Genomic DNA, 26,215 nt, shown 5'->3' with positions numbered 1-26,215 from the left:
TCGTCGTTTTCGTCACCCTAGTCGCGAGACACGGTAAGGGTCCAGCCCGCCCGCGCGTCAGGCGGCGCTGGCGCGCGCCGCCTTGGCCGCGTCACCGCCGAGCGCCTGCATCTGGTGATCGGCCCAGAACCGGATGTCGTATTTGTGGACTGTCTCGCGTAGGGCCTTCATCCGGTCTTTGCGCTCCACCTCCTCCATCGCCAGCGCCTGTTCGATCGCGCTGTCCATCGAGCGGGCGGAGAACGGGTTGGTCAGCAGGGCCGAACGCATCTCGACCGCCGCGCCGGCGAATTCCGAAAGCACCAGCACGCCGTCACCATCGACCCGCGCGGCGGCGAATTCCTTGGCGACAAGATTCATGCCGTCGGCAAGCGGCGTGATCCACGCGACATCGGCGGCCCGGTAATAGGCCACCAGATCGGTGAACGGGATCGCTCGCGAGATAAGCGCGATGGGCTGCCAGTCGAGCGTGCCGAACCGCCCGTTGATCCGCCCCGCCATCTGCTCCAGATCGGCCTGAATGTTCTCATAGACGGTCATGTTCTGGTTCGCGGGCACCGACACATGCATGAGCTTCACCTTGCCCAGCATGTCGGGGTTGGCCTCCAGAATACGCTCGAAGCTTTCCAACTGGTCGATCCCGCCCTTTGTGTAGTCGGTGCGCCCGACCGACAGAAGCAGACGACGCTCGCCCAGTTCCGCGCGGATTTCAGCGGCCATACTGTCGGTTTCGGGCCGTTGGGACACCTCTTCGATGTAATCGGCGTCCACCCCGACCGGCGAGGCTTGGACCCGGATCTTGTGACCACGGAATTCGAGTTCCGAAGGCACCGACACTTCGGTGAGGGCCGAGAATTCCGAGGCGAAGTCGTCCTCGACCTTCTGCCTCCGCGTCACGTCCACCTCGAACATCGACCGCGCGGCGGACACGAAGTTCGCCACGTAGCGCGGGATGTGGAAGCCGACCACGTCGCAGGCCAGAAGGCTTTCGAGGATTTCCTTGCGCCACGGCAGCACGTTGAACATATCCGCCGAGGGAAACGGCGTGTGGTGGAAAAAGCTGATCTTCACGTCCGGGCGAAGCTGGCGTAGATAGCCCGGCACCAGCCACAGGTTGTAGTCGTGAACCCAGACCACGGCACCGTCCGCGGCTTCCGCCGCGGCGGCCTCGGCAAAGGCCCAGTTCACCTCGCGAAACGTGGGCCAGTCCACGGGATCGTAATTGTAGCGTTCCTTGAAGCCGTGAAGGATCGGCCAGAACGCCTCTTTCGACGACACCTCGTAGAAGCTTTTGACCTGCTCTCGGGTCAGCGGCAGGCGCGTCACGCCATAGGTGCCGAAATCGTCCTCGATCTCGATTCGGCGTTCGAAGTCGGGGTTGTTCGGGTCTTCGGCCTCTTTCCACGCGACCCAAGACCCCTTGTCGAAGCGGCCGAAGAAGCTTTTCAGCGTCGGCACGATCCCGTTCGGGCTCTTGTTCTCGTGGTATTCGATTTTCCCGTCGACCTCGACCTCCGTATAGGGCTGGCGGTGGTAGACGATGACGAGGTTCGAGGACATCTCAGGCTCCTAGCGGTTTTTCATAAGGCACCTTGGGGTGCAGGTCGAAGGCGGCGATGGCTTCCATGATGCCCGCCGCGCCATGAGCGGTGGCGTAATGGACATGCGGCAGATGCGCGATGCGGGACACGAGTTCGGGCTCGGAATTGCCGACGGCCACGGCGGGCAGCCCGCATTCGAGCATGGACAGATCGTTGAGCGTGTCGCCCGCGACCAGAACCCGGCTTTCCTCCATCCCGAGGTGTTCGACCAGCCGCCGGATCGAGGGCCCTTTCGAGACACCCTTGGGCAACACGTCGAAATAGCGATCGTCGGAGATCAGCCAGTCCAGACCCATCGCCTCGACCCGCGTCTTGGCGGCCTCGTCGAAGGTTTCGGGGGCAAGGTCGTAGCTCACCCGATAGCGAAATTCGGTCGGTTGAAGCGTCAGGCCCGGCGCACCATGCAGCTTGGCGCGCACGGTGTCGCCCATGTCGCGCCAGCGGGTCGCGATATCTTCTTCGAGCGCGGCGATGGGCGTGACGGTTCCGTCTTTCACTCTGGCGATGGTGGTGCCCACGTCACCGACCACGTATTCCGGCCACGGCAAAGCACCGCTCGCACACATCTCGGCGATGAACTTGGGATCGCGCCCGGTGACGAATATCAGGCCGACGGTCTCGCGGTTCGTCTCGATCCAGTCATAAAGCCGTCGGCGATCCGCCTCGGCCCCACCGAGGAAGGTGCCGTCCAGATCGGTGGCGAGCGTAAAGGTCCGCGCGGCGAGCGACGTGACCGGGGTGGTCATGGCGGCAAGGTTCATCGGGGCACTCCAAAGTCCAGTCGGGCGGACGGGCTGGGATGGTCGAGAAGGATGTCGAGCGCACGGGGTTCGGCCTCGATGGGCCTGCGCCACAGGGCCGAAAAGCTGTCTTCCAGATCCGCGCCTTCGTGCAGCACGGCATTCACCGTTTCGCAGATCGGCATCGGCACACCGATCCGACGGGCAAGATCGATGACGGACACGGCGTTCACCTCGCCCTCGACGACGACCGGCTTGCCGTCGAAGCAGTCGGGGCGGGCGATCCCCTGCCCCAGTTGCGTGCCGAGCGACATGTTGCGCGACGTGGTGGAGGAGCAGGTGAGGGTCAGATCCCCTGCCCCGGCCAGTCCCGTGACCGTCTCACGCCGACCGCCCAGCGCCTCGGCCAATTGCTTCATCTCGTCGATCCCGCGGGTGATGAGCGCGGCGCGTGTGTTCTCGGCGAACCCCGCCCCCGACATCATGCCGCAAGCGATGGCGATGACGTTCTTCACCGCACCCCCGACCTCGACGCCGACAAGGTCGTCCGAGACATAGGGCCGGAAACCGCCGCCCGACAGCGACACGGCGAGACGTGCGGCAGGGCTGGCATGCGGGTCGAGACGGTCGGCATAGCTGAACGGAAACGCCACGGTCGCGGCGGTGGGATGATCGAGCGCGGTTTCGCGCGCGAAGGTCGGGCCGGATACGGCACCAACGGGATGGCCCGGCAACATTTCCGACACCACTTCGGAGAGCAAAAGACCGGTGCCGCGCTCGATCCCCTTGCAGGCGAGTGCGATGGGGATGCCCGGCGGAATATGCGGGGCCATCGCGGTGCAGATGTCCCGCAGGGTCGAGGACGGGGTGACGATCAGCACGGCTTCCGCCCCGGCCAGGGCATCGCCGATCACACCCGTCGCACGGATGCCGGGGGGCAGGTCAATGTCGGGGAGGTAGTCGTGGTTCTCGCCCCGCAGGTTGATCGCTTCGGCCAGTTCGGCGCGGCGCGACCAGAGCGAAACGTCACGCCCGGAGCGGGCGAGAACGGTGGCAAGGGCTGTGCCCCATGATCCGGCGCCGATCACGGCGACGCGGGAAAAGGGCTCGGATGACGGCTGTCTGTCGCTGTCTTTCATCTGCTCGGGCCTGAGACCCTTCGGATTGTCGTTGCTCGGCCGACCGTGGGGCGGATCGGCCCAGGGAGCCCGGGACTGGCTCACCGAATGCCACGCAATCAACCCCTCATCCGCCCGGATCACGGGGGCGCGCAGCGTTATGAACATGAGGGTAGCCGGTTCCCGCCCCTCCGCAAGGCAACGCTGCCGTGCAGCATCGGGTTCCGCGAAGGGACGAAAAAGTTCACCCGTGCCTGACGATGGCGCGGGCGCATTGCACAATTTTTGTGCGGTTACGGAGTGAAGCGCGCGACGCCCGCCGTCACATCGTTGATCGCGCCGGAGCCGAGGCCGACCAGCGTCAGGAACTTCTGAAGCTCGGTCGAGGGCGCGCCGGAGACGTACAGGATATCGTCCTCGAGCACATCGAACCGCTGGGCCAGGAACAGGGTGTTCGGGTCGCGCAGGTTCGCCCGATAAACGACGTTGACGTAGCCGTTCGGGTTCTTGATCGGAAAGCCCGGGTCGAGTTTTCGGGCGAGCGAGGCATGTTCGCGACGCAGCAGGAACACCCCACGGGGGTCCGAAAGCACGTTGATGAGACCGCCCGCCTTCGCAACCGCCTTTTCCAGCGTGATCCCGTCGGTCGAGAAATCGACCAGTGTGTTGCGGCCCGTGGCACCAAGGGCGGTGAACGTCTGGATCTCGCGCACCACGGTGATCGTGTCGCCGGGGCGGGCATAGATGTTCTCGGACGGGTCGTTGATGAGCTTGCCCATCGCGATCGACAGGGTGCGCCCGCCGCGTGTGAGCGTCACCTTGGTCTCGTCCGTGGGTGCCCGCGCGCCGCCCGCCGCCGCGATCACGTCGAGAATACGATCCCCGGCCTGCGTCAGCGGAATGCGGCGGCCGTTCACGACCTCGCCGGTCACGGTCACGGTGTTCGAGACGTTCTGGTTCACCGACACGATGGCCTGCGGCTCGATCGCCTTGCCCTGAAGCGCCTCGACGATCTTGGTCTCGGCCTCGGACAGCATCAGACCGGCAACGGTCACGCGGCCGGCATAGGGGATGGTGATCGCGCCGTCACGCTCGACCACCTGCGCCGGAATACCCGTGGCACGCGACCCGGTGGTGCCGGGCGCGCCTGTCGCGAACAGACCGCCGCCGTTCGCCTCCCAGATCGAAACGCTGACGGCATCGCCGACGCCGATCCGGTACTGCCCGGCCCCGCGATAAGCACCGCCAAGGCTCCCGAAGCTCTGCACGCCACGCCCTTCGAGCAATTGCACGACACGCGGGGTCAGGTCGGCGACGATGAACCCTTCGGAGACCGCCGTCGGCATCCGGTTTTCTTCCATTTCAAAGGCCTGCGTGGTCGGCCCCTGGTTCGGAAGGATCGAACAGGCGCTCAGAAGAACCGACAGGACGAGCGGAAGAAAGCGGGAAAAAGTCATACGGTGTTCCGGTTGCGCGATCCGTGGTTCGAATCGCGGCTCACGCCCGTGGTCGCACGGCGGAGCAAGGTTGTTTTCGTTATGGTGCAGCGCGTGTGCATGACCATCCCCCCGGATATCACCGGGGTTATGTGGCAGGAAAAAACCGGGTTGGCAATTGCCCCACGGCACTCTCTCGCCGAGGGGTTTCCCGGGTGCAACAGGCGCCCGGCGGCCTGTCAGCCAACCTGCCTGCCGTGCGACCAGACCCCGCGCACGACCGGCGTGCCTTGCACCCGCCCGACCCGAACGAGGTCGCCGTGCAGACCCGCGGCGATCCGGCCCCGGTCGGTCAGGTTCGCCGCGCGGGCCGGATTGGCCGTGACCGTCGCGATGGCGCGCGGCAGGTCGTCCCAGAGGTCGGCCAGCAGGAAGGCCGAGGTCATGAGCGCGGAGGGCACGTAATCGGACGACACGATATCGAGCAGACCCGCTTCGGCCAGTTCATGCGCCGCCACGTTGCCCGAATGCGACCCGCCCCGGATCAGGTTGGGCGCGCCCATCATCACCTGAATGCCATTGGCATGGCAGGCTTCGGCGGCTTCGAAGGTCGTGGGAAACTCCGCCAGCCCCATGCCGTGCGCGGCCGACACCGCGACGTGTTGCGCCGTCGTGTCGTCATGGCTCGCCAAAACCGCGCCGTATCGCCGGGCATGGGCGACGGCTTCCACTTCGTGCCGATCCGCGTTGTTGGCCTGAAGCGATTTCAGATGCGATACATGCGCGTCGAACTCGTCATCAGTCATGCTGCGCTTCTTGGCCACATATTGCTTGAGCTTGGAAATATCGCGGAATTGCCGCTGCCCCGGCGTGTGATCCATCAGGCTCACGATCCCGACACGGTCGTCGGGGCCGAATTCCTCCATCTCCTCGACCAGCGTTTCCGAGCAGATTTCCGCCCGAAGGTGCACGAAATGGCTGATCCGCAGCGCGCCCATCTGGCGCATCGCGAAAATCTCGCTCGCCACCTTGCGCGCGTATTTCTCATAACGGCCCTTACCCGTGTGGATCGACCCCACGCGCAGCGCATCGAACACGGTGGTGATGCCCACGCTGGCCAGTTCGCCGTCATGGGCGAGGATCGCGGCGGCATGGGGCCAGTCCACGTTCGGGCGCGGTTCCAGATGCCGTTCCAGATTGTCGGTGTGCAACTCGATCAGACCGGGGATCAGCAGATCGCCCGCCACGTCGATGGCGCCCGGCACCGCCGTCGCGCCATAATCGACCGACGCGATCCGCCCGTCGCGGATCGTCACGCTGCCGCGTATCACCTCATCGGCGAGCACGATTTGGGCATTGGTGAAAATCAGGTCGGTCATGGAAGCCTCCGCGGAATTCGGGGGTTGTGGCAGGGCTTTGTCACCGCAATGTGACAGTCTAAGCTTACAGGCCGAGCATGGAACAGTTTCAAAGATACGCCGTCTATTACGCCCCGGATCGGGGGCCGTTCGCACGCTTCGCTGCCGAATGGTTGGGCTGGTGCCCGCTGTCCGGCATAGAGAAGCCCCACCCCGACGTCGCGGGCCTGCCCCGCCCGGTCGAAGAGATCACGCGCACGCCGCGCAAATACGGGTTTCACGGCACGATCAAGGCGCCCTTCCGGTTGGCGGACGGTTCCAGCCCCGAGGCGCTTCAGGACGATCTGTCGGCGCTGGCCCGGCGTCTCACGCCGGTCCGGATGGAGGGGCTTGCCCTGAAACGGCTGGGCGGCTTCGTGGCGCTGGTGCCGGAGGGCGACACGTCCGCCCTCGCCCATCTGGTGGGGGAGGTTGTCGAGGCGCTCGACCATCACCGCGCCCCGGCACCCGCATCGGAAATCCAGCGACGGCGCGCGGCCGGTCTGACCCCGAGACAGGACGAGTTGCTGATGCGCTGGGGCTACCCTTACGTGATGGACGAGTTTCGGTTCCATCTGACGCTGACCGGCAAGCTGGACCCGGACGAGGCCGCACGCACGATGGCCGCGCTCGACCCGCATCTCACGCCGCTCCTGCCACGCCCGTTCGCGCTGCGCGATCTGTGCCTTTTCGGAGAGGACGAGACGGGGCGCTTCCAGTTGATCCAACGCTACACCCTCACTGGTTGAAGCGCAGCGCGCACGGCCTCGACGGCGCGGTCCAAAGCGCCCGAATTGTCGATCTCGGTCACGCGCAGCCCGGCGGGGAGCGGCAGTTTCGCCCGTGCGAGCCGCTGGGCGATCTGATCCTCGCTCTCACGCCCCCGCGCGCGCAGCCGGGCCGCCAGCACATCGTCGGTTGCCGTGATCGACAGCACCCGCAGACCGGGGAACACCTTGGCCGCCTCTGCGAGCATTGCGCGCGAGCCGTTGAAGAGAACGGGCCGCCCGGCGCCAAGGTCGTCATGGATCGACACCGGGATGCCGTAGGCCAGACCATGCGCCTCCCAATCCAGCGCGAAGTCACCCGCCGCTTTCATCGCCGCGAACGCCGCACGGTCCACACCCTCGAACGCCTCGCCACCGGCCTCGGCGGGCCGTGTAATGACCCGGCGCACCAGCACGACCGAAGGGTCGGCCGCCTGCACCGCCTCCATCACCGTGTCCTTGCCGACACCCGAGGGGCCGACGACCGCGAAGGGGCCGATCACGCTCATGCCGCGCGCCTTGGCGTGAACGCCGACACGTCGACCTCGCGATCCGCCACGCGGTCCCGCCCGGGCGCGTCGTGGAATATGCCGACGATGGCCGCCCCCCGCGCCTTGGCATCTTCGATCAGGCTCAGGACCGTTTCACGGTTCGTCGCGTCGAGCGAGGCGGTGGGTTCATCGAGCAGCATCGCCGGATAGCGATGCGCGAAGCCCCGCGCGATGTTCACCCGCTGCTGTTCGCCGCCTGAAAAGGTCGTGGGCGACAGACCCCAGAGCGTTTCGGGAATGTTGAGCTGCGCAAGCAGCTCTTCGGCCCGCGCCCGCGCCGCGTCGCGCGTCACGCCGACCGCCAGCATCGGCTCCGCCACCACGTCGACCGTCGGCACACGCGGCACCACGCGCAGGAACTGCGACACATACCCAAGCGTATGGCGACGCAGCGCGATGATCTCGCGCGTCTGGGCGGTGGCCACATCGGTGTCACCCACGATGATCGACCCGGAGGCCGCAAGGTAGTTTCCGTAGATCATCCGCATCAGCGTGGACTTGCCCGCACCCGAATTACCAGTCAGCGCCACACACTCCCCCGGCTCTACGACAAAGCTGGCGTTCGCCATGACCGGGATCACCGCACCGCCCTGATTGTGCAGCGTGAAGGATTTCGAGACGTTTTCGATACGGATCATCTTCACACCTGCAAGACCGAGGATACGAGGAGTTGGGTATAGCCGTGCTGCGGATCATCGAGCACCTGATCGGTCAGCCCCGCCTCGACCACGCTGCCGGATTTCATCACCATCAGCCGGTCGGCCAGTAGCCGCACCACGGCAAGGTCATGGGTCACGATGATGGCCGAAAGCCCCATCTCGCGCACCAGACCTCGGAGCAGATCGAGCAGCCGCGCCTGAACGCTCACGTCCAGCCCGCCGGTGGGTTCGTCCATGAACACCAGACGTGGGCCGGTGACGAGGTTGCGCGCGATCTGGAGCCGCTGCTGCATCCCGCCGGAAAACGCACGCGGGCGGTCGTCGATCCGGTCCGCCGCGATCTCGACCCGGCCCAGCCAGTCGGTCGCGCTGTCGCGAATGTCGCCGTAGTGCCGCGCGCCCACGGCCATCAGCCGCTCGCCCACGTTACCGCCCGCCGAGACCGACATGCGCAGCCCGTCGCGCGGGTTCTGGTGAACGAAGGCCCAATCGGTCCGGCTGAGCATCCGCCGTTCCGGCTCCGACATGGTAAGCGTGTCGCGCGGGCCGCCCGTGCGGGTGTCGAAAATCACCTCGCCCCGGTCCGGCGGCAGATGCCCCGCAAGGCAGTTCATAAGCGTCGATTTACCCGACCCGGATTCGCCCACGATCCCCATGACCTCACCGGGGAACAGATCGAAGCTTACGTCGGTGCAACCGATACGCGCGCCATAGCTCTTGTGAATGTCGCGCACGGACAGAAGCGGGGTCATCAGGCGGCCTCCTCGGCGTTCAAGCGTCCGCGATGCCCGGCGTCCTGCCGGCCCGCGCAGAAATCGGTGTCGGAACAGACGAACATCCGCCCGCCCGCATCGTCGATGATGACCTCGTCCAGATAGCTGCCTTCGGCCCCGCACAGGTCGCAGGGGTGATCGGCCTTGGACGCCTCGAACGGATGATCCTCAAAGTCGAGGCTCACGACGCGCGTATAGGGCGGGATCGCATAGATGCGCTGCTCACGCCCGGCACCGAAGAGTTGCAGCCCGGCCATTTCCATCTTCGGATTGTCGAACTTGGGGATCGGGGAGGGGTCCATCACGTAGCGCCCCTCGACCTTCACCGGATAGGCATAGCTGGTCGCGATATGGCCGTGGCGCGAGATGTCTTCGTAAAGCTTCACATGCATCAGCCCGTATTCCTCGAGCGCGTGCATCTTGCGCGTCTCGGTCTCGCGCGGTTCGAGGAACCTGAGCGGCTCGGGGATCGGCACTTGATAGACGAGGATCTGATCCTCGGTCAGAGGCTCTTCGGGAATGCGGTGGCGGGTCTGGATCACCGTCGCCTCATTCGTGCGCTCGGTCGTCTCGACGCCTGCCGTGCGCTCGAAAAACTTGCGGATCGAGACGGCATTGGTCGTGTCGTCCGCGCCCTGATCGATCACCTTCAGCTTGTCCTCAGGCGTCAGGCAGGCAGCCGAGACCTGCACCCCGCCCGTGCCCCAGCCGTAGGGCATCGGCATTTCGCGGCTGGCGAAGGGCACCTGATAGCCGGGGATCGCGACACCCTTGAGGATCGCGCGCCGGATCATGCGTTTGGTCTGTTCGTCCAGATAGGCGAAGTTGTAGTCGCTCATAGGAGCCCCCTGTCGATCAGGTCGAGCCGCAGCACTTTGGGCGAGATGAACTGCGCCGCCTGCATCCCCATCGAACGAGCCGCTTCGACGTTCTTGATGCTGTCATCGACGAAGAAACACGCCTCCGGCGCGACGCCCGCGCGGTTGCAGAAGAGCGCGAAGATCGCCGGGTCCGGCTTTGCCATGCGTTCCTCGCCCGACACGATGAGCGTGTCGAACACCTTGCCCAGACGCGGCTGCGCGGTCAGCCCGCGCGGCCATGTTTCCGCCGACCAGTTGGTGATGGCGTGAACCGGCGTGCCGTTTTCCTTCATCGCATCCAGAAGCGTCCAGCTCCCCTTAATCTTGCGCTGAACGGTCAGAGGATAGGCGTCGAGGTACTGCGCGAAAATCTCGCGATCCCGCGTGTCTTCGATCTCATCCGCCAGATCGGCAAAGCTCTCGCCCGCATCGGCCCGCGCGTTCTTGTCGCGAAAGCCGACGCGTTCCATGAACCCCATCGCCGCCTCGCGTCCGCCGCAGGCTTCGGCAAAAGCCGCAACCGGATCCCAATGGACCAGCACGCCGCCGATATCGAACACCATATGCGTCGGTTTCATTCCGCCGCCTCCTTCATGCTTGCCGTTTCCACGTCAGCCCGAATGCGCCGGACCAATTCCAGCTCGGACTGGAAATCAACGTAATGCGGGAGCTTGATGTGTTCGAGAAACCCGGTCGCCTGAATGTTGTCGGCATGGGACAGGACGAATTCCTCGTCCTGCGCCGGGGCGCCGAGGTTGTCTTCGCCCAATTCTTCCCACCGCAGCGCCCGGTCCACCAACGCCATGCTGATCGCCTTGCGCTCGGTCTGCCCGAAGACGAGGCCGTAGCCCCGCGTGAACTGCGGCGGCTCGGACTTCGACCCGGTGAACTGGTTCACGGTCTCGCATTCGGTCAGCGTGATCTCTCCGATCTCGATGGCGAACCCCAGCTCGGGAATGTCCATCTCGACCGCCACTGCGCCGATGCGGAGCTCGCCCACGAACGGGTGGTTCTTGGCGTAGCCGCGCTGGGTGGAATAAGCCATCGACAGCACGAACCCTTCGTCGCCCCGCGTCAGCGCCTGTAGGCGCAGCGCACGGTTCGCCGGGTATTCCATCGGTAGCCGCGTCATATCCGGGGGCGTTTCATTGCTGTCGGGTTCCGACTGGATCAGCCCGTCCCGGTTCAGATAGTCGGTCACGCGCGGCATGTCGGCGCTTGATGCCTCGGCCTGCGGCGTCTCCGGCACCTCGCCATCGGCGGCCAGTTTGAAGTCGAGTAGACGGTGGGTGTAGTCGAACGTCGGCCCCAGCACCTGCCCGCCCGGCACATCCTTGAACGTGGCCGAGATACGACGATCACAGGCCATCGCGCCGGTATCGACCGGCTCGGAATGGCCGATGCGCGGCAGCGTCGTGCGATAGGCGCGGATCAGGAAAATCGCCTCGATCAGATCGCCTCGCGCCTGTTTGATCGCGAGGGCTGCGAGGTCGGGATCGTAAAGCGAGCCCTCGGCCATCACCCGGTTCACGGCGAGGCTCATCTGTTCGCGGATCTGGTCCGTGCCAAGCTCGGCAACGGTGGTGTCGCCCCGCCGCTCCTCGGCCAGCCACGCATGGGCGTTGTCGATGGCACGCTCGCCACCTTTGACGGCGACATACATCAGCGATCCTCCACGCGGGTCGAGCGGGGCAGCGCGGCAAGACTGCTGCCACAGGTGAACAGGCAATCCACGCCCAGCGGAAATAGCGCGGCGTTGCGGGCGAAAAAGCCGGTCTCGGGCAGGCTCAGATGCGCCTCGCTCTCGATCCCCGGCCCGGTCAGGCGCGCGCTTTCGGTCGTGAGCGCGTCGACCTCGACGATCAGGGTCGCGCTACGGTCCGGGTACTCCGGCGTCCCGATGGCAAAGTCGGTCTGAGGGGCGAGCGCCGCCCAACTGCCCAGCGCGAACATCGCCTGCCCCCGCTCCACGATAGGCGCGCCGATGTGGAACGCGATCCACTGGCTGATCGCCGCCCCGTCATAGCTAGGGGCGAGGTAGAGCGGCGTCTCGCCGTCGCAAAGCGTCAGCATCAAAGTGGCGGCGGCGGGCGAGATCGGCGCGGGCGCGGCGCCGCCGACGATGTCCACGATCTTGCCGGGCCGGGCCATCGCGTCCAGCACGGCGCGAAAGGCGCGCGCCGCCTCACGGGGCGCATCGGCGAAATCGCCGGAAAGGGCATCGTTGAGCATCAGTCCTCTCCCCTGACCATCGTGAAGAAATCGACCTTGGTGGCCGCCGCCTTGGCCGCGCGCGTGGCCTTTTCGGTCACGGCCACCTCGGCCAGCGGGTCGAGCACCTGCGCCTGCAATGCTTCCGCGCGGTCGGTCTGCATCAGCGCATCGACCAGAGCGGCGCGTTCCGCATGGGCCTTGTCGCGCCCCTGCACATAGCCATGCCCGACCTCGCCCGTCGCCAGCCGCAGCGCACAGCGGGTCACGGTCATCTCGCCCAGATTGAACGGCGCGCCGGTGCCGCCCATCCGGCCCCGGACCATGACGCCGCCGACCTCGGGCGCGCGCAGCCAGTCGAAGCCGGGGGCCTCCACCCCGTCCATCAACGCCGCCAGCCGCGCGGGCCGGGCCTTGGCCACCAGCCCCATCCGGGCCTGCCGCGCCGTGTCCGTCTTTTCCGTCATCTAGACACCTTGCCGATTTGTCTACGTTACTATACAACTAGACAAATCATAGGCTGACTCGTCGGCATTGTCTTGTGAAAGTTCTGTGACGGATGGCGCGCACCCCGGTCTGGAAATCCATCGCCGCGACACTCGAGGATGAAATCCTCAAGGGGCATTACCGCCCCGGCGACAAGCTCCCGACCGAGGCCGCCTTGGCCGCGCGGTTCGGCGTCAACCGCCACACGGTGCGCCACGCCATTGCGGATATGGCCGGGCGCGGCGTGGTCCGGTCGCGCCGCGGTTCCGGCGTCTTTGTCGAGACCGAGCCGACCGAGTATCCCATCGGCAAGCGCGTGCGCTTTCACCAGAACATCCGCGCTTCGGGCCGTCTGCCGCAAAAGACCGTGCTCAGGGTCGAAGAGCGCGGCGCGGATCTGGCCGAGGCCAAGGCGCTCGAAATCGACCCCGGCGCGCCGGTCATCGTCTACGAGGGCCTGTCATTCGCCGAGGGCCAGCCCATCGCGCATTTCATCTCGGTCTTTCCCGCAGCCCCGGTTCCCGGTCTGGCCAAGACGTTGGAAGAGGTCTCGTCCGTCACCGAGGCGCTCAAGCGAAACGGCATCGCCGACTACGTGCGGTCTGAGACGCGCATTTCGGTGGATCATGCGTCGCCGACGCAAGCGCTCCACCTCAAGGTCGGTGCGGGCGACGCTGTGCTGAAATCGGTGGGTGTCAACCGGACCGAAGGTGGATTGCCCATCGAGTTCGGCACCACATGGTTCGCGGGCGACAAGGTCACGCTGACCGTGACGGCCGAGGGCTAGGCGCCCTCGTATTTCTCCAAGAACGCCTCGGTCGGCATGGCTCGGAAATCGTCCAGCCGCGCGCGCAGGACCGCGTGCTCCCAGTCCCACCACCCGAGCGCCATCAGCCGCTCGGCGATGGGACGGGCGAACCGGGCGCGCAGCGGTTTCGCCGGGATGCCCGCGACGATCTGGTAGGGGTCCACGTCATGCGTCACCACCGCCATGCTCGCCACGACGGCGCCGTGCCCGATCCTGACCTCGGGCCGGATCACCGCCCCGTGGCCGATCCATGTGTCATGCCCGATATGGGCGAGGCGCGCCGCACGCTTCTCGAAGAACCCGGCATCGGCTTCGGCATCGTCGAAATAGTCGGGCGAGCGGTAGAGGAAGTGGTGCAAGGACGGCTGATCCATCGGGTGATCGGTCGGCCCGATCCGTGCAAACGCGGCGATGTTCGCGAACTTGCCGATCTCGGCATTCGCGATGTCGGCGTAACGGTCGCAATAGGAATAGTCCCCGAACCGCGCGTTGTGGATACGGCTCCCCTGCCCGATTTCGACATAGGCGCCAAAGGTCGCCTCATTGATCTGACAATCCGGGTGAATGAACGGTGCCTCGCCCAGCCGTGCCATCAGAATGGTCTTTCCTCGCCAGTGAACTTGAAGAACTTGCCGGTATCGGCCATCGACAACCGTTCGATCAGACCCAGAATGCCCGTCGCCACCTCGTCGGGCGTCACATCCGCCTCGGGCCCGCCCATGTCGGTCTGTACCCAGCCCGGATCGACCAGCGCGACGGGGATACGGTCGGCGGCAAGATCGGTCGCAAGCCCCTGCATCACCTTGTTCACCGCCGCCTTGGACGCGCGATAGGCGATGCGGTCGGACTTGGCATAGCCCATCCACGCCATCTGGCTCGACACCGTGACGATCTTGCCCTGACCGCTGGCCCGCAACGCGGGCAGCACGGCCTGCGCGACCGCGAGCGGGGCGAGCGTGTTGATCGTCAGCGTCTCGGCGAACCCTTCGAAATCCATGTCGAGCGTCGACTGCCGGTTCGGCCCGATGATGCCTGCATTGTTCACCAGCACGTCGATCCGGCCCAAACCGCCGAAGGCCCCGGCGATGGCGGACACGTCGGACAGATCGCAGGCGATATCCGTGCCCGCGCCCGTCCGGCTGTGCGTCACCACGTCATGCCCCTCAAGCCGCGCAGCCGCCACCAGCGCCGCGCCAATGCCACGGTTTGCCCCTGTCACCAGAATTCGCATGTCACTCTCCCTTGATCAGTTTCCGTCGGAGCCAACCGGACAAGCTGTCCATCAGCATCACGACGATCACGATCAGGATGATATAATAGGTGACCTCTTCCCAGTCCTTCTGGGTAATCATGGCCTGCGTGAGCAATAGCCCGATCCCACCGCCCGTGATCGCGCCGATGATGGTGGCGGATCGGGTGTTCGACTCGAGGAAATAGAGCACCTGCGACAACAGCACGGGCGTCACCTGCGGGATGACCCCGAAGCGGTAGCGCTGCACGGTCGTGGCCCCGGTCGACGCCACGCCGTCGATCTGTTTCTGATCCACGTTCTCCAGCGCCTCCGAGAACATCTTGCCGAAGCTGCCGGTGTCGGTGAACAGGATCGCGAGTGCGCCGGTCATCGGGCCGGGGCCGAAGGCGCGGCTGAGCAGGATCGTCCAGATCAGCGCGTCCACCCCGCGCAGGAAGTCGAAGACGCGGCGCAGCGCGAAACGCACGGGCATGAGCGGCGAGAAGTTCTTGGCGGCGAGGAACGCGACGGGGAGCGCGACGATGGCCGCGCCGAAGGTGCCGAGAAAGGCCATAAGCACGGTTTCAAACAGCGCCCAGGCCACGTCCACATGCCGCCACATCGGGTTTTCCCAGAAATCATGCCACGCGCCCGCGACATTCGTGCGCGCCGGGTCGATCTGGTCACCAAATAGAATGTCGAAGACCCCGTGGCCGGAATAGGGGCTGTCGAGCGTGAACCAAAAGAGCTCCCATCCCGGAAAATAGTTGAACACCTCGGTCTTGTTCCGTGTCAGCGAAAGCCGCCCCTCGTCCGTCGTGATCGCCATGCGCGTGCTGGACAGGTTGATCCAGTCCGGCACGTCGTCTTCGGGGATGTTGGTGACGACCGCGCGCCCTTCGATCTGGCCGCGAACGGTGCCGTATCCGGGCACCTCGAAGGTCATCGCGTTACCCGGCAAGAAGGTGACGACATGCCCGGCGCCAAGGTCGATCACCGTGGTCTCGCCCTGCGCGTTCACCCAGCCCGGCACGATGCCGTCCGGGTAGGCCCCCTTGCGCTCGCCCTCGATGGCGACGCTGAGGTCGCCGGAGCGGTTGTCACGGGTCACGTGGGTCTTGTAGCTCACCATATCCGCGACAAGCGTGCGCCCGTTCGCGACGTCGAACTTGAGCCGGTCGCGGTCGGGGATGTTCGAAGGGATGCCGAACATGTCGGGCGTCAGGATATGGAACGCGAAGGCGACGTAGACCAGATAGGTCAGGACAACCGCCGGCAGCCCCCACGAAAAGAGCCTCTTGCGCCCGAACAGGCGGTCCGCCTGTGCATATGCGGTCGCATCGGTCATCAGTGCGCCCCCTCATGTGCCAGCCGGTTGCGGACGTGGCTGGAAATCTGATCGAACACGACGATGGTCAGGAACAGCAGGATGAAGATCGCCGCCGCCTCGTCGAACCGGCCCTGCCCCCATGACATCGCGTTCTTGAGCTCGTACCCGATGCCGCCCGCGCCCACGAAACCGAGGATGGCCGAGGCGCGGATGTTGATCTCGAACCGAAGCAGCGCGTAGCTGAAATAGTTAGGCGCGACCTGCGGCACGACGCCCAGCCACATGCGCTGACCCCATGTCGCGCCGACCGACGCCAGCCCCTCGATAGGTTTGAGGTCGGCGTTCTCGTTTACTTCCGAGAACAGCTTGCCCAACGCGCCGGAGGTGTGGAACGCGATGGCGATCATCGCGGGCACCGGGCCGCCACCCAGCACGAAGATCAGGATCAGCGCGATGACGATTTCAGGCACCGCACGCATCACGTCCATGATCCGGCGAAACCCCGGGATCAGACGCGGCCAGCGGGCCATGCCGCGCGTGGACAGGAGCGACAGGATGAACCCCAGCGCCGCACCGATGATGGTCGAAGCCGCCGCGATGTTGAGCGTTTCGATGAGCGCCGGGAAGTATGTCACGAGGTGGCCGGGCAACTGGTCCACCTTGGGGGCCGTGTCCGCGATCACATCGGCAGGAAAGCCGAAGATATTCGGCAGCCCGGCCCAGAACCCGCCCGCGTTCCGGGCATCGGCCAGCATGAAGCCGGACACCATGAGCGCCACGAAAACGGCCAGCATGATGCCGCCATACATCCGTTTGCGCCGGGTCATCTCGACGTAGTGCGCGCGTGCATCGAAGGGGATGTCGGTCATGGCGGGCCTTTCGAATACAAAGACCCCGCCGGGGTGCGGCGGGGTCGATGGTGGTCTGGTTTACTCGCTCTTGGCCTTGCGGGCCTCGATGATCGAGAGATAGGCGTCATGGGTGATCGGGTCGAAGCCCAGCGATTCACCGGCCGAGATGTTGTAGGTGCACTCGGGGTCGGCGTCGTACATGCCGTCGACCAGCGCGGTCATCTTGTCCTTCACGTCCTGCGGCAGCGCCGAGGCGAGCACGATCGGGCCTTCGGGGATCGGCTTGGAGCGCCAGATTTCCACAAGGTCGTTCATGTCGACGAGGCCCGCGTCCACCGCTTTGCGCAGCGCGCCGGAGTTGTAGCCGTCGGCCCATTCGCCCTGACCGTCGGCCCAGGTCACGCCACCGTCGATGTCGCCGTTGTTGACCGCGACGATGGTCTGCTCATGCCCGCCGGTGAACACGACGTCGCCGAAATACGCGCCCGGCTCCATCGTGATCGCGTCGCCTGCCATTGGGATTTCGATGGACGGGATCAGGTAGCCGGAGGTCGAGTTCGGGTCACCGAAACCGAACACCTTTTGCTGCATGTCCTCAAGCGAGGTGATGCCGCTGTCCACGCGGGCGAAGCCGATGGAATGGTAGCCGTAGGAGCCGTCGAGGTTGATCTTGACCAGCACCGGCTCGACCGCTTCGGGGTCTTGCAGGTAGGTGGCGGCATAGGCGGACGCGCCCAGCCACGCCATGTGGATCGTGCCGCCGAGCAGGCCCTGGATCACGCCGTTGTAGTCGGCGGGGGCGAACAGCTTGACCGGAACGCCCAGCGCGTCTTCAGCATAAGTCTTAAGGCACTCGTGGTTGTTCAGGCGGTCCTGAGCGTTTTCCCCGCCCAGAATACCGATGTTGAACTCTTCGATGCCTTGGGCCATGGCCGGGGGCACCAGCGCGGTGGTGGCAAGGGCAGCTACGAGGATGCGTTTCATCTGTCTCTCTCCGTTTCAGGTTGATTGTGGGGCGTCCTGCCCCGGTCGATGAAAGGGTCGTCAGGCGGTCGCGGTGGCGCGGGCGGTGAGCGCCGGGCGCGCAGGGTCGCGGATTTCGGTCGAGGTGGCGTCTTCGGAAAAGCTGTCGTCCGCGCCGTAGATGTCGCGGGCCACGCCGGTGGTCAGTTGCGCGGGCGTGCCGTCGAACACGATCCGCCCGTCACGCATCCCGATCACCCGGTCGCAATAGCGCCGCGCGGTGTCGAGCGTGTGGAGGTTGGCGATGACCATCCGCCCGTCTTCTTCGTGAATGCGCCGGAGCGTCTCCATCACGATCTGAGCGTTCATCGGGTCGAGCGAGGCGATGGGTTCGTCCGCTAGGATCACCTTGGGGTCCTGCATCAGCGCCCGCGCAATGGCGACCCGCTGTTGTTGCCCGCCCGACAGCGCCTCGGCGCGTTTGGCGGCATGTTCGGCAATGCCCATGCGTTCGAGAATGTCGATGGCGTGATGGATGTCCTCACGCGGGAACAGGTTGAACATCGTGGCGAAGGTCGAGCGGCGATTGAGCGTGCCGTGCAGCACGTTCGACACCACGTCCATGCGCGGGACGAGGTTGAACTGCTGAAAAATCATCGCGCAGTCGGCCTGCCAATTGCGGCGGTCGCGGCCGCGCAGGGTCAGCACGTCGCGACCGTCGAAGGTCAGGCTGCCTTGGGTCGCGTCCGTCATCCGGTTCATCATCCGCAGGAACGTGGACTTGCCCGCCCCCGAGCGCCCGATGATGCCCAGCATCATGGGCCGATCGACGCTGAAATTCATGGAATCGACCGCCGTGTTGCGGCCAAAGCGTTTGGTCAGGTTTTCGACAACCAGCATGGAGCCCCCGTCTGTCACGGGGGTCCGTATGGGGCGAGTCCGTCACCGGAATGTGTCGCTGGCGTAAAGCTTTTGTAACGCCGCCCGATTGGCTCAGGTCAGGGCGCGGCGCAGCTTTTCTATGTGCAGGGTGACCAAAGTCGCGGCGGTTTCGGGATCGCTCGCCTCGGCATAGCACCTGAATTCGGGCGCATTGCCGGAGGGGCGCAGATGCACCACGGCCCCCTCGGCAAAGCTCACGCGCAGCCCGTCCGTGGTGTCGGTCGCGGTCTCGGTGAGGCCCTCACCAAAGAACGCCGCGCGCGCGGCCCGGTCGCCCTCGAGCCCCGCGATGAACGCCCGCGCCTCCTCTGGCTCGACGCCTTGCAGGCGGTCGGCGGCGGTGAACCGCGGTGGAAGGGTCGAGGCGAGGCCTGACAGGTCCAGCCCCTCGGCCTTTGCCCGCGCGAGCGGCGCGATCATCGGCAACAGGCTGTCGCGGGTCATGAGCGGGGCAAGCGTGCCCGCTGGCCCCTGCGCCTCGAACCCGAGCAGGAAGCCTCCGTTCGCCTCGTACCCGGCGACCTTGGCGGCGGGGTCGGCGTCCAGAGCCGCCTCCATCGCCGCGATCACGAAGGGCGATCCGATGCGCGTCAGGTCCACCCGGTCGAAGCCCAGTTCGGACACCATGGTATTCGATGAGACTGGCGTGCAGATCACCTGCGCGCCCAGCACCTGCGCCGTGAGCGGGCCAAGCACGTCGCCCGGCACGATCCGCCCCGTCTCGTCCGTCACCATCGGGCGGTCGGCATCGCCATCGGTGGACACCAGCGCCGACAGGCCGTGTTCAGCGCACCAGCCCGCGAACATTTCGCGCGTCTCGGCGTCCACCGCTTCGGTGTCGACCGGAATGAAGGTGTCCGAACGGGCGAGCGGCACGACCTCGGCCCCCAGTTCGGCCATGACACGGATCATCGCGTCACGCGCCACCGAGGAATGTTCGTAGACCCCGATTTTCATGCCTGCCAGCGCATCGGCCCCGAAGGCCCGCACATACCGCGCAACGTAAAGGTCCGGCGCGTCGTAGCGCGGCTCTTCCTCGGCATGGCCGCCACGCGGGGCGCGCCCGAGGGCCGCTGTGATGCGCCCTTCGTCGTCCTTCGAAATCTCACCCGTCGGCAGATAGAATTTCAGCCCGTTGCGGTCCGCCGGAATGTGACTGCCCGTCACCATCACGGCCCCCGCCTGCCCGGCCATCGACACCAGCGCCAGTGCGGGTGTCGGCACCGGGCCAAGGCGAACCACGTTCACTCCCTCGCCCAACGCCCCATCGGCCACGGCATCCGCGATGTCGGGGGACGAAGGCCGCAGATCCCATCCCAGACAGATCGTGCCGTTATGCGGACAGGCGGCGAGGAACGCGCGAGTGTAATCCGCGACCAGTTCCGGCGTCAGTTCCGTGACGAGGCCCCTCAGCCCGCTCGTTCCGAATTTCGGTGCCATGTCCCTGCCCTTCGCCTGTTTTCCCGTTTGTCCCGGCCCGGTGCCCGTGGGTCAAGCCGCATTCGCGGGGCGGCCCGCCATCGCGGCGGCGCGAACGACCTCGGCCACCTCGCGCAACTGGCCCGCCAGCGGACTTGTCCGACGCCAGATCATCCCGATCGTGCGCGTCGGCTGCGGTTCGGGAAACCGGGCGACCGAGACGTCCGTCGCCCGCGTCTCGACCGGGACGGCCATTTCGGGGATGAGCGTGACACCGATGCCCGACCCGACCATCTGCACCAGCGTCGAAAGCGACGACCCGTCCAGCGTCTCGCGCGGCAAAGCGGACTGGATGTTGCAGAACGACAGCGCCTGATCGCGAAAGCAATGCCCCTCTTCCAGAAGGAGCAGCCGCATCTCGCGCAGGCCCTCACGGTCGGGAACGGGTTTGTCGGCATCTTCGGGTGGACGCACGAGCACGAAGTCCTCTTCGAATAGCGCGACTTCGGTGAACGCGGGTTCCGATATGGGAAGCGCGAGAATGGCCGTGTCCAGCCGCCCCTCGTGCAACTCGGTGATAAGCTTCGACGTCAGCGACTCCCGCACATGAATGTCGAGGTCGTCGTGCTCCAACGACAGCCGACCGATGATGGCGGGCAGCAGATAGGGTGCGATGGTCGGGATCACCCCGATCCTGAGCCGCCCGGCGAGCCGCCCCTTCGCCGCGCGCGCCAGATCGCCCAGTTCATCCACACCGCGCAGCACCTCCCGCGCTTTCGCCACGAAATCTTCGCCGAACGGGGTCAGCCGCAACTGGCGCGGCCCACGTTCGACCAGAGGTGTCCCGAGTTCTTCTTCGAGCTCCTTGATCCGCATCGAAAGGGCCGGCTGCGAGATGGCGCAGGCATCGGCGGCACGCCCGAAGTGGCCGTGTTGCGCGAGGGCGTCGAAATAGCGGAGCTGCTTGATCGTCAGGTTTGCCATAACCCTTAATTATGACAACCATCAGAAAACGCAACTTTTAGATATCGAACGCGAATGTTAGATTGATTCTAGGAGGAGGACATTCCATGCGCCGCCAAGGTCGGATCAAGGACTTTGGCGGGGTCGACCTGACCGTTGGCCCCGCAAAAGCGGTCGTATGCCCTGTCCTTCGAGAGCGCATAACAGACTGACTCAAAAGGGAGAGTACCTCATGGACGGCAATGCTGCATCGAAATGCCCCTTCGCCGGTGGCGCAGCGGTCACGCAAGGGACCCGCACGAACCGCAACTGGTGGCCCAACCAGCTGAACCTCAAGATCCTGCACCAGAATTCGGACCTGTCCGACCCGATGGGCGAGGATTTCGACTATGCCGAGGCGTTCTCCAAGCTCGACCTCAAGGCGCTGAAAGCGGACCTCACCGCGCTGATGACCGACAGTCAGGACTGGTGGCCCGCCGATTTCGGCCACTACGGCGGCCTGATGGTTCGCATGGCATGGCACGCTGCCGGCACCTACCGGATCGGTGACGGTCGCGGCGGCGCGGGCACCGGGCAGCAGCGGTTCGCGCCGCTGAATTCGTGGCCGGACAACGCCAACCTCGACAAGGCTCGTCGCCTGATGTGGCCGATCAAACAGAAATACGGCAACGCGATTTCCTGGGCCGACCTGATGGTTCTGGCGGGGAACGTCGCGCTGGAATCGATGGGCTTCAAGACCTTTGGTTTCGCCGGTGGCCGCGCGGATACGTGGGAACCGGAAGAGGACGTGAACTGGGGCGCCGAAGAAGAATGGCTCGGCACGGACCAGCGCTTCCACGGCGAGCGTGACCTCGACAACCCGCTGGGTGCCACGCACATGGGCCTGATCTACGTGAACCCCGAAGGGCCCGAGGGCGAGCCGGACCCGGTGAAAGCCGCACACGACATCCGCGTGACCTTCGCCCGCATGGCGATGAACGACGAGGAAACCGTCGCACTGATCGCGGGCGGCCACACCTTCGGCAAGACCCACGGCGCGGGCGACGCCGCCCTCGTGGGCGCCGAGCCCGAGGGCGCGGGGCTGGCCGAGCAGGGCTTCGGCTGGACCTCGACCCACGGCAGCGGCATGGGTGCCGATGCGATCACGGGTGGCCCGGAAGTCACCTGGACCAAAACTCCGACGCAGTGGTCGAACAACTTCTTCGAGAACCTGTTCGAGTACGAATACGAGCTGACCGAAAGCCCGGCGGGCGCCAAGCAATTCGTGGCCAAGGACGCGCCGGAGATCATCCCCGACCCGTTCGACCCGAACAAGAAGCACAAGCCGACGATGCTGGTGACCGACCTGTCGCTGCGCATGGACCCGGAATACGAGAAGATCTCGCGTCGGTTCTATGAAAACCCCGACCAGTTCGCGGACGCCTTCGCCCGCGCGTGGTTCAAGCTGACCCACCGCGACATGGGGCCGAAGACGCGCTATCTGGGCGAGGAAGTCCCGGCCGAGGATCTGATCTGGCAAGACCCGATCCCGGCGTGCGATCACCCGCTGGTCGACAGCGCGGACATCGACGCCCTGAAAGCCAAGATCCTGTCGTCGGGCCTGTCCGTGTCGGACATGGTGAAAACCGCCTGGGCCTCGGCCTCGACCTTCCGGGGGTCCGACAAGCGTGGCGGGGCCAACGGCGGCCGCATCCGTCTTGCCCCGCAGAAGGACTGGGACGCGAACGAACCGGCAGAACTGGCCCGCGTGCTGGGTGTCTATGAAGGCATCATGGCCGACTTCAACGGCGCGGCCTCGGGCGGCAAGAAAATCTCGCTCGCCGACCTGATCGTGCTCGGCGGTTCGGCAGGGATCGAGAAGGCGGCCAAGGATGCCGGTCTGGACATCTCGGTGCCCTTCACGCCGGGCCGGATGGATGCCTCGGAAGAGCAGACGGATGTCGAGAACTTCGAGCCGCTCGAACCCCTCGCCGATGGTTTCCGCAACTACCAGCAGGTCGAATTCGCGGTGCCGGCCGAGGCGATGATGGTCGACAAGGCCCAGCTTCTGACCCTGACCGCACCCGAAATGACGGTGCTCGTGGGCGGCCTGCGGGTGCTGGGCGCGAACCACGGCGGATCGGCGCATGGCGTGCTGACCGACAAACCGGAGACGCTGACCAACGACTTCTTCGTCAATCTCCTCGACATGGGGTGCAAGTGGTCGGCCATGGACGACGCCGAAACGACATTCGAGGCGCGGGATCGCAAGACGGGCGAAGCGAAGTGGACCGGGACGCGCTGCGATCTGGTGTTCGGCTCGAACTCGCAGCTGCGTGCAATCGCCGAAGTTTACGGCCAGTCGGACGCGAAAGAGAAATTCGCGGCGGACTTCGTGAAGGCCTGGGTCAAGGTGATGGACGCGGATCGCTTCGACGTGAAGTGACCTGACCATAGCGACTTTCGGGGGCGGCCTTTCGGGGGCCGCCCTTTTCTTGTCTGGGGGTTCGGCTCGGGCTTGGCTGGAAAGGATCGCGGGTGCGCTTGGAGTTCGAGCCAACAGGATACCGGAATACTAGGATTCTAGTATCCTGGTTCCGTAAATATCATTATTTTACAATATCCTGAACTCACAGAACCGCTCAATTCGTTAACGCCACGCGTTTCGCAGCACCCGGAGCACCGCGTCAGGACCGTTCCCCAAACGCCCACTTCCCTTGCCCCAGACCCGGCGAGGCGCGCCCGGACACCGTCTCGGCGTCGGACAACCGGATGGGTGTGCGAATACCCGGTATCCCCTCGGGCCGGATCACCATCCCACGCGCCGCCATCTGCGGATCGTCGATCGCCTCGGCCACCGTGTTGATCGGCCCCACCGGAATGCCCAAGGCCGTCAGCCGCTCGATCAAAGCCGCCTTCTCGACCTCCGCCGTCTCGGCGGCAATCGCGTCGCAAAGCTCGCCGCGATGCGCCACCCGGCCTGCGTTGTTGGCGAACCGCTCGTCGGTCAGGAACCGATCGAGCCCAAGTGCCGCGCACAAGGCCCGGAACTGACGGTCGTTCCCCGTCGCGATGATGACGTGGCCATCGGCCACCGGGAACACCTGATAGGGCACCAAATTCGGATGGGCATTTCCCATCCGCGTGGGCGCCGCACCGGACACGAGGTAGTTCATCGCCTGATTGGCCAGCACGCCGACCCCCGTCTCCATCAATGACACGTCGACCTGCTGCCCGCGCCCGGTCCGCTCCCGCGCCGCCAAAGCCGCTTGCACCCCGATCACGCCGTGCAGGCCGGTCAGGATGTCGATCCACGCCACCCCGATCTTCTGCGGCTCGCCGTCGGGATCGCCCGTCAGGTCCATGATCCCGGTCAGACCTTGCGCCATGAAGTCATAGCCCGGCTGATGCGCGCGCGGCCCGTCCTGACCGAAACCCGACACCGAGGCATAGACCAGCCGGGGGTTCAGCGCGGCGCAGCTTGCGTAATCCAGCCCGTATTTCGCAAGGCCCCCGACCTTGAAGTTCTCGATCAGAACGTCGGCTTCCGCGATCAACGCCTTCAGCCGCGCCAGATCTTCTGCGTCGCGAAAATCGCAGACGACCGAGGTTTTGCCCCGGTTCGCGGAGTGGAAATAAGCCGCCACCCGCTCGGTCCCGCCATCCGGCAGGGGCCGTTCGATGAAGGGCGGCCCCCATTTGCGGGTGTCGTCGCCGTCGGGGCTTTCGACCTTGATGACCTCGGCCCCCAGATCGGCAAGCGTCTGGCCAATCCACGGACCGGCCAGCACCCGCGCCAGTTCGACGACCTTCAGCCCCGCATACGGTGCGGTCATCAGAAGAACGCCTGAAGGCCCGTCTGCGCACGACCCAGAATGAGCGCGTGAACATCATGCGTGCCCTCGTAGGTGTTCACTGTCTCGAGGTTCTGGGCATGGCGCATCACGTGGTATTCCGACGAGATGCCGTTGCCGCCATGCATGTCGCGGGCTTGCCGGGCGATATCCAAAGCCTTGCCGCAGTTGTTGCGCTTGACGATGGAGATCATCTCGGGCGCGAACTTGCCCGCGTCCATCAGCCGCCCGACGCGCAGCGCGCCTTGCAGGCCCAGCGCAATCTCGGTCTGCATGTCGGCGAGCTTCTTCTGGTAAAGCTGCGTCGCGGCAAGCGGCCGGTCGAACTGCTTGCGCTCCATACCGTAGGTATGCGCCCGGAACCAGCAATCCTCGGCAGCCCCCATCGCGCCCCAGGAGATGCCGTAACGTGCGCGGTTCAGGCAACCGAACGGCCCGGACATGCCCGACACGTTGGGCAGCAGCGCATCCTCGCCCACTTCGACATCTTCCATGACGATCTCGCCGGTGATGGACGCGCGCAAGGATAGCTTGCCTTCGATCTTGGGCGCCGACAGCCCCTTCATGCCCTTCTCCAGCACGAAACCGCGCACCTTGCCGTCATGCGCCTCGGACTTGGCCCAGACCACGAACACGTCCGCAATCGGGGAGTTCGAGATCCACATTTTGGACCCGTTCAACACATAGCCGCCGTCTGTCTTTTTCGCGCGCGTCTTCATGCCCGCCGGGTCCGAGCCTGCATCGGGTTCGGTCAGGCCGAAACAGCCGATCCATTCACCGGACGCCAGTTTGGGCAGGTATTTCTGCTTCTGCGCCTCGGACCCATAGGCTTCGATCGGATACATCACCAGCGACGACTGCACCGACATCATCGAGCGGTAACCGCTGTCGATCCGCTCCACTTCACGCGCGACGAGGCCGTAAGACACGTAGCCCGCGCCGACCCCGCCGTAGGCGTCGGACACGGTGACGCCAAGCAGCCCGGCGGCCCCCATCTCGGCGAAGATCGCCGGGTCCGTCGTTTCATTGAGATAGGCGTCCTTCACGCGGGGGGCGAGCTTGTCGGCCGCGAAGGCGGCCGCCGTGTCGCGGATCATGCGCTCGTCTTCTTCGAGCTGATCGTCCAGCAGGAACGGGTCTTCCCACTTGAAACTCTGTCCTTTCGCGTCGGCCATCTGATCCTCCTAATCCGTCGTTTCCATGTGCATAATCGTTGAAAACCCGCCTGAACATCGGCATTTTCCCAAGAGTTGATGCACTTTATACATGAGGCGCC

At 65.4% G+C, this 26,215-nt stretch carries 26 protein-coding genes; 3 read left to right on the top strand and 23 right to left on the bottom strand.

The features are described 5' to 3' along the window. Nucleotides 1-57 precede the first annotated feature (57 nt). The 5 genes from ggpS to HOY44_RS13515 form a co-directional block, all read right to left on the bottom strand. Nucleotides 58-1,560, bottom strand: coding sequence for a glucosylglycerol-phosphate synthase (gene ggpS / locus HOY44_RS13535; protein ID WP_287435284.1), 1,503 nt, complete (start codon nt 1,558-1,560; stop codon nt 58-60). A 1-nt stretch (nt 1,561) separates the two neighbouring features. Next, complete coding sequence (locus HOY44_RS13530) at nt 1,562-2,362, bottom strand: HAD-IIB family hydrolase (protein WP_287435282.1); 801 nt, start codon at nt 2,360-2,362, stop codon at nt 1,562-1,564. Then, nucleotides 2,359-3,480, bottom strand: a complete 1,122-nt coding sequence (locus HOY44_RS13525) for an NAD(P)H-dependent glycerol-3-phosphate dehydrogenase (protein WP_287435280.1) — start codon at nt 3,478-3,480, stop codon at nt 2,359-2,361. The genes HOY44_RS13530 and HOY44_RS13525 overlap by 4 nt, the downstream gene beginning before the upstream one ends. A gap of 272 nt (nt 3,481-3,752) precedes the next feature. Then, nucleotides 3,753-4,916, bottom strand: coding sequence for a polysaccharide biosynthesis/export family protein (locus tag HOY44_RS13520; RefSeq protein WP_287435277.1), 1,164 nt, complete (start codon nt 4,914-4,916; stop codon nt 3,753-3,755). Nucleotides 4,917-5,134: 218 nt separating this feature from the next. Continuing rightward, complete coding sequence (locus tag HOY44_RS13515; protein ID WP_287435275.1) at nt 5,135-6,274, bottom strand: alpha-D-ribose 1-methylphosphonate 5-triphosphate diphosphatase; 1,140 nt, start codon at nt 6,272-6,274, stop codon at nt 5,135-5,137. Between the two features lie 77 nt (nt 6,275-6,351). On the opposite strand from HOY44_RS13515, the gene HOY44_RS13510 reads away from it, so the two are divergent. Continuing rightward, nucleotides 6,352-7,041 (top strand): DUF1045 domain-containing protein, encoded by a 690-nt coding sequence (locus HOY44_RS13510; RefSeq protein WP_287435273.1) that lies wholly within the window; start codon nt 6,352-6,354, stop codon nt 7,039-7,041. Here HOY44_RS13510 and phnN read toward each other — a convergent pair. Genes phnN through phnG form a run of 8 tightly spaced genes read right to left on the bottom strand, consistent with a single transcriptional unit; the run spans nt 7,023 to nt 12,580 of the window. Beyond that, a complete protein-coding gene (gene phnN / locus HOY44_RS13505; RefSeq protein WP_287435271.1) occupies nt 7,023-7,568 on the bottom strand; it encodes a phosphonate metabolism protein/1,5-bisphosphokinase (PRPP-forming) PhnN in 546 nt (181 codons plus the stop codon). The genes HOY44_RS13510 and phnN overlap by 19 nt on opposite strands. Further along, nucleotides 7,565-8,248: a phosphonate C-P lyase system protein PhnL gene (phnL, locus tag HOY44_RS13500; protein ID WP_287435269.1), complete on the bottom strand. Its 684-nt coding sequence runs from the start codon at nt 8,246-8,248 to the stop codon at nt 7,565-7,567. The genes phnN and phnL overlap by 4 nt, the downstream gene beginning before the upstream one ends. Nucleotides 8,249-8,250: 2 nt before the next feature. Then, nucleotides 8,251-9,021, bottom strand: a complete 771-nt coding sequence (gene phnK, locus HOY44_RS13495; protein ID WP_287435267.1) for a phosphonate C-P lyase system protein PhnK — start codon at nt 9,019-9,021, stop codon at nt 8,251-8,253. After that, complete coding sequence (locus HOY44_RS13490) at nt 9,021-9,881, bottom strand: alpha-D-ribose 1-methylphosphonate 5-phosphate C-P-lyase PhnJ (protein ID WP_287435265.1); 861 nt, start codon at nt 9,879-9,881, stop codon at nt 9,021-9,023. Before HOY44_RS13490 ends, phnK begins: the two co-directional genes overlap by 1 nt. After that, nucleotides 9,878-10,480 (bottom strand): HAD family hydrolase, encoded by a 603-nt coding sequence (locus tag HOY44_RS13485; protein ID WP_287435263.1) that lies wholly within the window; start codon nt 10,478-10,480, stop codon nt 9,878-9,880. The genes HOY44_RS13490 and HOY44_RS13485 overlap by 4 nt, the downstream gene beginning before the upstream one ends. Next, nucleotides 10,477-11,565: a carbon-phosphorus lyase complex subunit gene (locus HOY44_RS13480; protein WP_287435261.1), complete on the bottom strand. Its 1,089-nt coding sequence runs from the start codon at nt 11,563-11,565 to the stop codon at nt 10,477-10,479. Before HOY44_RS13480 ends, HOY44_RS13485 begins: the two co-directional genes overlap by 4 nt. After that, complete coding sequence (phnH, locus tag HOY44_RS13475) at nt 11,565-12,134, bottom strand: phosphonate C-P lyase system protein PhnH (RefSeq protein ID WP_287435259.1); 570 nt, start codon at nt 12,132-12,134, stop codon at nt 11,565-11,567. The genes HOY44_RS13480 and phnH overlap by 1 nt, the downstream gene beginning before the upstream one ends. Continuing rightward, entirely contained in the window at nt 12,134-12,580 is a 447-nt protein-coding gene (phnG, locus tag HOY44_RS13470) for a phosphonate C-P lyase system protein PhnG (RefSeq protein WP_287435257.1), read from the bottom strand. Before phnG ends, phnH begins: the two co-directional genes overlap by 1 nt. A 92-nt stretch (nt 12,581-12,672) precedes the next feature. Here phnG and phnF point away from each other — a divergent pair, with 92 nt between their 5' ends. Next, nucleotides 12,673-13,386, top strand: coding sequence for a phosphonate metabolism transcriptional regulator PhnF (gene phnF / locus HOY44_RS13465; RefSeq protein ID WP_287435255.1), 714 nt, complete (start codon nt 12,673-12,675; stop codon nt 13,384-13,386). On the opposite strand, the gene HOY44_RS13460 is transcribed toward phnF, so the two are convergent. From HOY44_RS13460 to HOY44_RS13425, 8 genes are all read right to left on the bottom strand, one after another. Further along, nucleotides 13,383-14,000 (bottom strand): LbetaH domain-containing protein, encoded by a 618-nt coding sequence (locus HOY44_RS13460; RefSeq protein WP_287435253.1) that lies wholly within the window; start codon nt 13,998-14,000, stop codon nt 13,383-13,385. The genes phnF and HOY44_RS13460 overlap by 4 nt on opposite strands. Beyond that, complete coding sequence (locus HOY44_RS13455) at nt 14,000-14,638, bottom strand: SDR family NAD(P)-dependent oxidoreductase (RefSeq protein WP_287435251.1); 639 nt, start codon at nt 14,636-14,638, stop codon at nt 14,000-14,002. Before HOY44_RS13455 ends, HOY44_RS13460 begins: the two co-directional genes overlap by 1 nt. 1 nt (nt 14,639) lies before the next feature. Beyond that, on the bottom strand, nt 14,640-15,986 hold the full coding sequence (phnE, locus tag HOY44_RS13450) for a phosphonate ABC transporter, permease protein PhnE (protein WP_287435249.1): 1,347 nt from the start codon (nt 15,984-15,986) through the stop codon (nt 14,640-14,642). Then, complete coding sequence (gene phnE / locus HOY44_RS13445; RefSeq protein WP_287435247.1) at nt 15,986-16,837, bottom strand: phosphonate ABC transporter, permease protein PhnE; 852 nt, start codon at nt 16,835-16,837, stop codon at nt 15,986-15,988. The genes phnE (HOY44_RS13450) and phnE (HOY44_RS13445) overlap by 1 nt, the downstream gene beginning before the upstream one ends. Before the next feature lie 60 nt (nt 16,838-16,897). Further along, nucleotides 16,898-17,803 carry a phosphonate ABC transporter substrate-binding protein gene (gene phnD / locus HOY44_RS13440; RefSeq protein WP_287435245.1) on the bottom strand — a complete coding sequence of 302 codons (906 nt, stop codon included), beginning with the start codon at nt 17,801-17,803 and terminating at the stop codon, nt 16,898-16,900. Nucleotides 17,804-17,863: 60 nt separating this feature from the next. Further along, complete coding sequence (gene phnC, locus HOY44_RS13435) at nt 17,864-18,682, bottom strand: phosphonate ABC transporter ATP-binding protein (protein WP_287435243.1); 819 nt, start codon at nt 18,680-18,682, stop codon at nt 17,864-17,866. Nucleotides 18,683-18,775: 93 nt separating this feature from the next. Beyond that, nucleotides 18,776-20,164, bottom strand: coding sequence for a phosphomannomutase (locus HOY44_RS13430; protein WP_287435241.1), 1,389 nt, complete (start codon nt 20,162-20,164; stop codon nt 18,776-18,778). Between the two features lie 51 nt (nt 20,165-20,215). Continuing rightward, a complete protein-coding gene (locus HOY44_RS13425; RefSeq protein ID WP_008331015.1) occupies nt 20,216-21,127 on the bottom strand; it encodes a LysR substrate-binding domain-containing protein in 912 nt (303 codons plus the stop codon). 211 nt (nt 21,128-21,338) lie between these two features. Between HOY44_RS13425 and katG the strand changes: the two genes are divergently transcribed. Next, a complete protein-coding gene (katG, locus tag HOY44_RS13420) occupies nt 21,339-23,531 on the top strand; it encodes a catalase/peroxidase HPI (RefSeq protein WP_287435239.1) in 2,193 nt (730 codons plus the stop codon). A gap of 241 nt (nt 23,532-23,772) precedes the next feature. On the opposite strand, the gene HOY44_RS13415 is transcribed toward katG, so the two are convergent. Then, on the bottom strand, nt 23,773-24,921 hold the full coding sequence (locus tag HOY44_RS13415; RefSeq protein ID WP_287435237.1) for a CaiB/BaiF CoA transferase family protein: 1,149 nt from the start codon (nt 24,919-24,921) through the stop codon (nt 23,773-23,775). After that, nucleotides 24,921-26,114, bottom strand: coding sequence for an acyl-CoA dehydrogenase (locus HOY44_RS13410; protein WP_287435235.1), 1,194 nt, complete (start codon nt 26,112-26,114; stop codon nt 24,921-24,923). Before HOY44_RS13410 ends, HOY44_RS13415 begins: the two co-directional genes overlap by 1 nt. Nucleotides 26,115-26,215: the final 101 nt, after the last annotated feature.

The sequence above is a fragment of the Maritimibacter sp. genome (assembly GCF_016774595.1).
Classification (GTDB): domain Bacteria; phylum Pseudomonadota; class Alphaproteobacteria; order Rhodobacterales; family Rhodobacteraceae; genus Maritimibacter; species Maritimibacter alkaliphilus.
This window is presented reverse-complemented; position numbering and strand designations above follow the sequence as displayed.

Bases quoted from the DNA above. Each gene is read 5' to 3' on its own strand.
- phnF (WP_287435255.1), top strand. From the start codon at position 12,673: ATGGCGCGCACCCCGGTCTGGAAATCCATCGCCGCGACACTCGAGGAT.
- phnN (WP_287435271.1), bottom strand. From the start codon at position 7,568: ATGAGCGTGATCGGCCCCTTCGCGGTCGTCGGCCCCTCGGGTGTCGGC.
- HOY44_RS13490 (WP_287435265.1), bottom strand. From the start codon at position 9,881: ATGAGCGACTACAACTTCGCCTATCTGGACGAACAGACCAAACGCATG.
- HOY44_RS13415 (WP_287435237.1), bottom strand. From the start codon at position 24,921: ATGACCGCACCGTATGCGGGGCTGAAGGTCGTCGAACTGGCGCGGGTG.
- HOY44_RS13530 (WP_287435282.1), bottom strand. From the start codon at position 2,362: ATGAACCTTGCCGCCATGACCACCCCGGTCACGTCGCTCGCCGCGCGG.
- HOY44_RS13485 (WP_287435263.1), bottom strand. From the start codon at position 10,480: ATGAAACCGACGCATATGGTGTTCGATATCGGCGGCGTGCTGGTCCAT.
- phnH (WP_287435259.1), bottom strand. From the start codon at position 12,134: ATGCTCAACGATGCCCTTTCCGGCGATTTCGCCGATGCGCCCCGTGAG.
- HOY44_RS13480 (WP_287435261.1), bottom strand. From the start codon at position 11,565: ATGTATGTCGCCGTCAAAGGTGGCGAGCGTGCCATCGACAACGCCCAT.
- phnK (WP_287435267.1), bottom strand. From the start codon at position 9,021: ATGACCCCGCTTCTGTCCGTGCGCGACATTCACAAGAGCTATGGCGCG.
- phnD (WP_287435245.1), bottom strand. From the start codon at position 17,803: ATGAAACGCATCCTCGTAGCTGCCCTTGCCACCACCGCGCTGGTGCCC.
- HOY44_RS13510 (WP_287435273.1), top strand. From the start codon at position 6,352: ATGGAACAGTTTCAAAGATACGCCGTCTATTACGCCCCGGATCGGGGG.
- phnC (WP_287435243.1), bottom strand. From the start codon at position 18,682: ATGCTGGTTGTCGAAAACCTGACCAAACGCTTTGGCCGCAACACGGCG.
- HOY44_RS13455 (WP_287435251.1), bottom strand. From the start codon at position 14,638: ATGCGAATTCTGGTGACAGGGGCAAACCGTGGCATTGGCGCGGCGCTG.
- phnL (WP_287435269.1), bottom strand. From the start codon at position 8,248: ATGATCCGTATCGAAAACGTCTCGAAATCCTTCACGCTGCACAATCAG.
- phnG (WP_287435257.1), bottom strand. From the start codon at position 12,580: ATGACGGAAAAGACGGACACGGCGCGGCAGGCCCGGATGGGGCTGGTG.
- katG (WP_287435239.1), top strand. From the start codon at position 21,339: ATGGACGGCAATGCTGCATCGAAATGCCCCTTCGCCGGTGGCGCAGCG.
- HOY44_RS13520 (WP_287435277.1), bottom strand. From the start codon at position 4,916: ATGACTTTTTCCCGCTTTCTTCCGCTCGTCCTGTCGGTTCTTCTGAGC.
- HOY44_RS13430 (WP_287435241.1), bottom strand. From the start codon at position 20,164: ATGGCACCGAAATTCGGAACGAGCGGGCTGAGGGGCCTCGTCACGGAA.
- ggpS (WP_287435284.1), bottom strand. From the start codon at position 1,560: ATGTCCTCGAACCTCGTCATCGTCTACCACCGCCAGCCCTATACGGAG.
- HOY44_RS13460 (WP_287435253.1), bottom strand. From the start codon at position 14,000: ATGGCACGGCTGGGCGAGGCACCGTTCATTCACCCGGATTGTCAGATC.
- HOY44_RS13410 (WP_287435235.1), bottom strand. From the start codon at position 26,114: ATGGCCGACGCGAAAGGACAGAGTTTCAAGTGGGAAGACCCGTTCCTG.
- phnE (WP_287435247.1), bottom strand. From the start codon at position 16,837: ATGACCGACATCCCCTTCGATGCACGCGCGCACTACGTCGAGATGACC.
- HOY44_RS13525 (WP_287435280.1), bottom strand. From the start codon at position 3,480: ATGAAAGACAGCGACAGACAGCCGTCATCCGAGCCCTTTTCCCGCGTC.
- phnE (WP_287435249.1), bottom strand. From the start codon at position 15,986: ATGACCGATGCGACCGCATATGCACAGGCGGACCGCCTGTTCGGGCGC.
- HOY44_RS13425 (WP_008331015.1), bottom strand. From the start codon at position 21,127: ATGGCAAACCTGACGATCAAGCAGCTCCGCTATTTCGACGCCCTCGCG.
- HOY44_RS13515 (WP_287435275.1), bottom strand. From the start codon at position 6,274: ATGACCGACCTGATTTTCACCAATGCCCAAATCGTGCTCGCCGATGAG.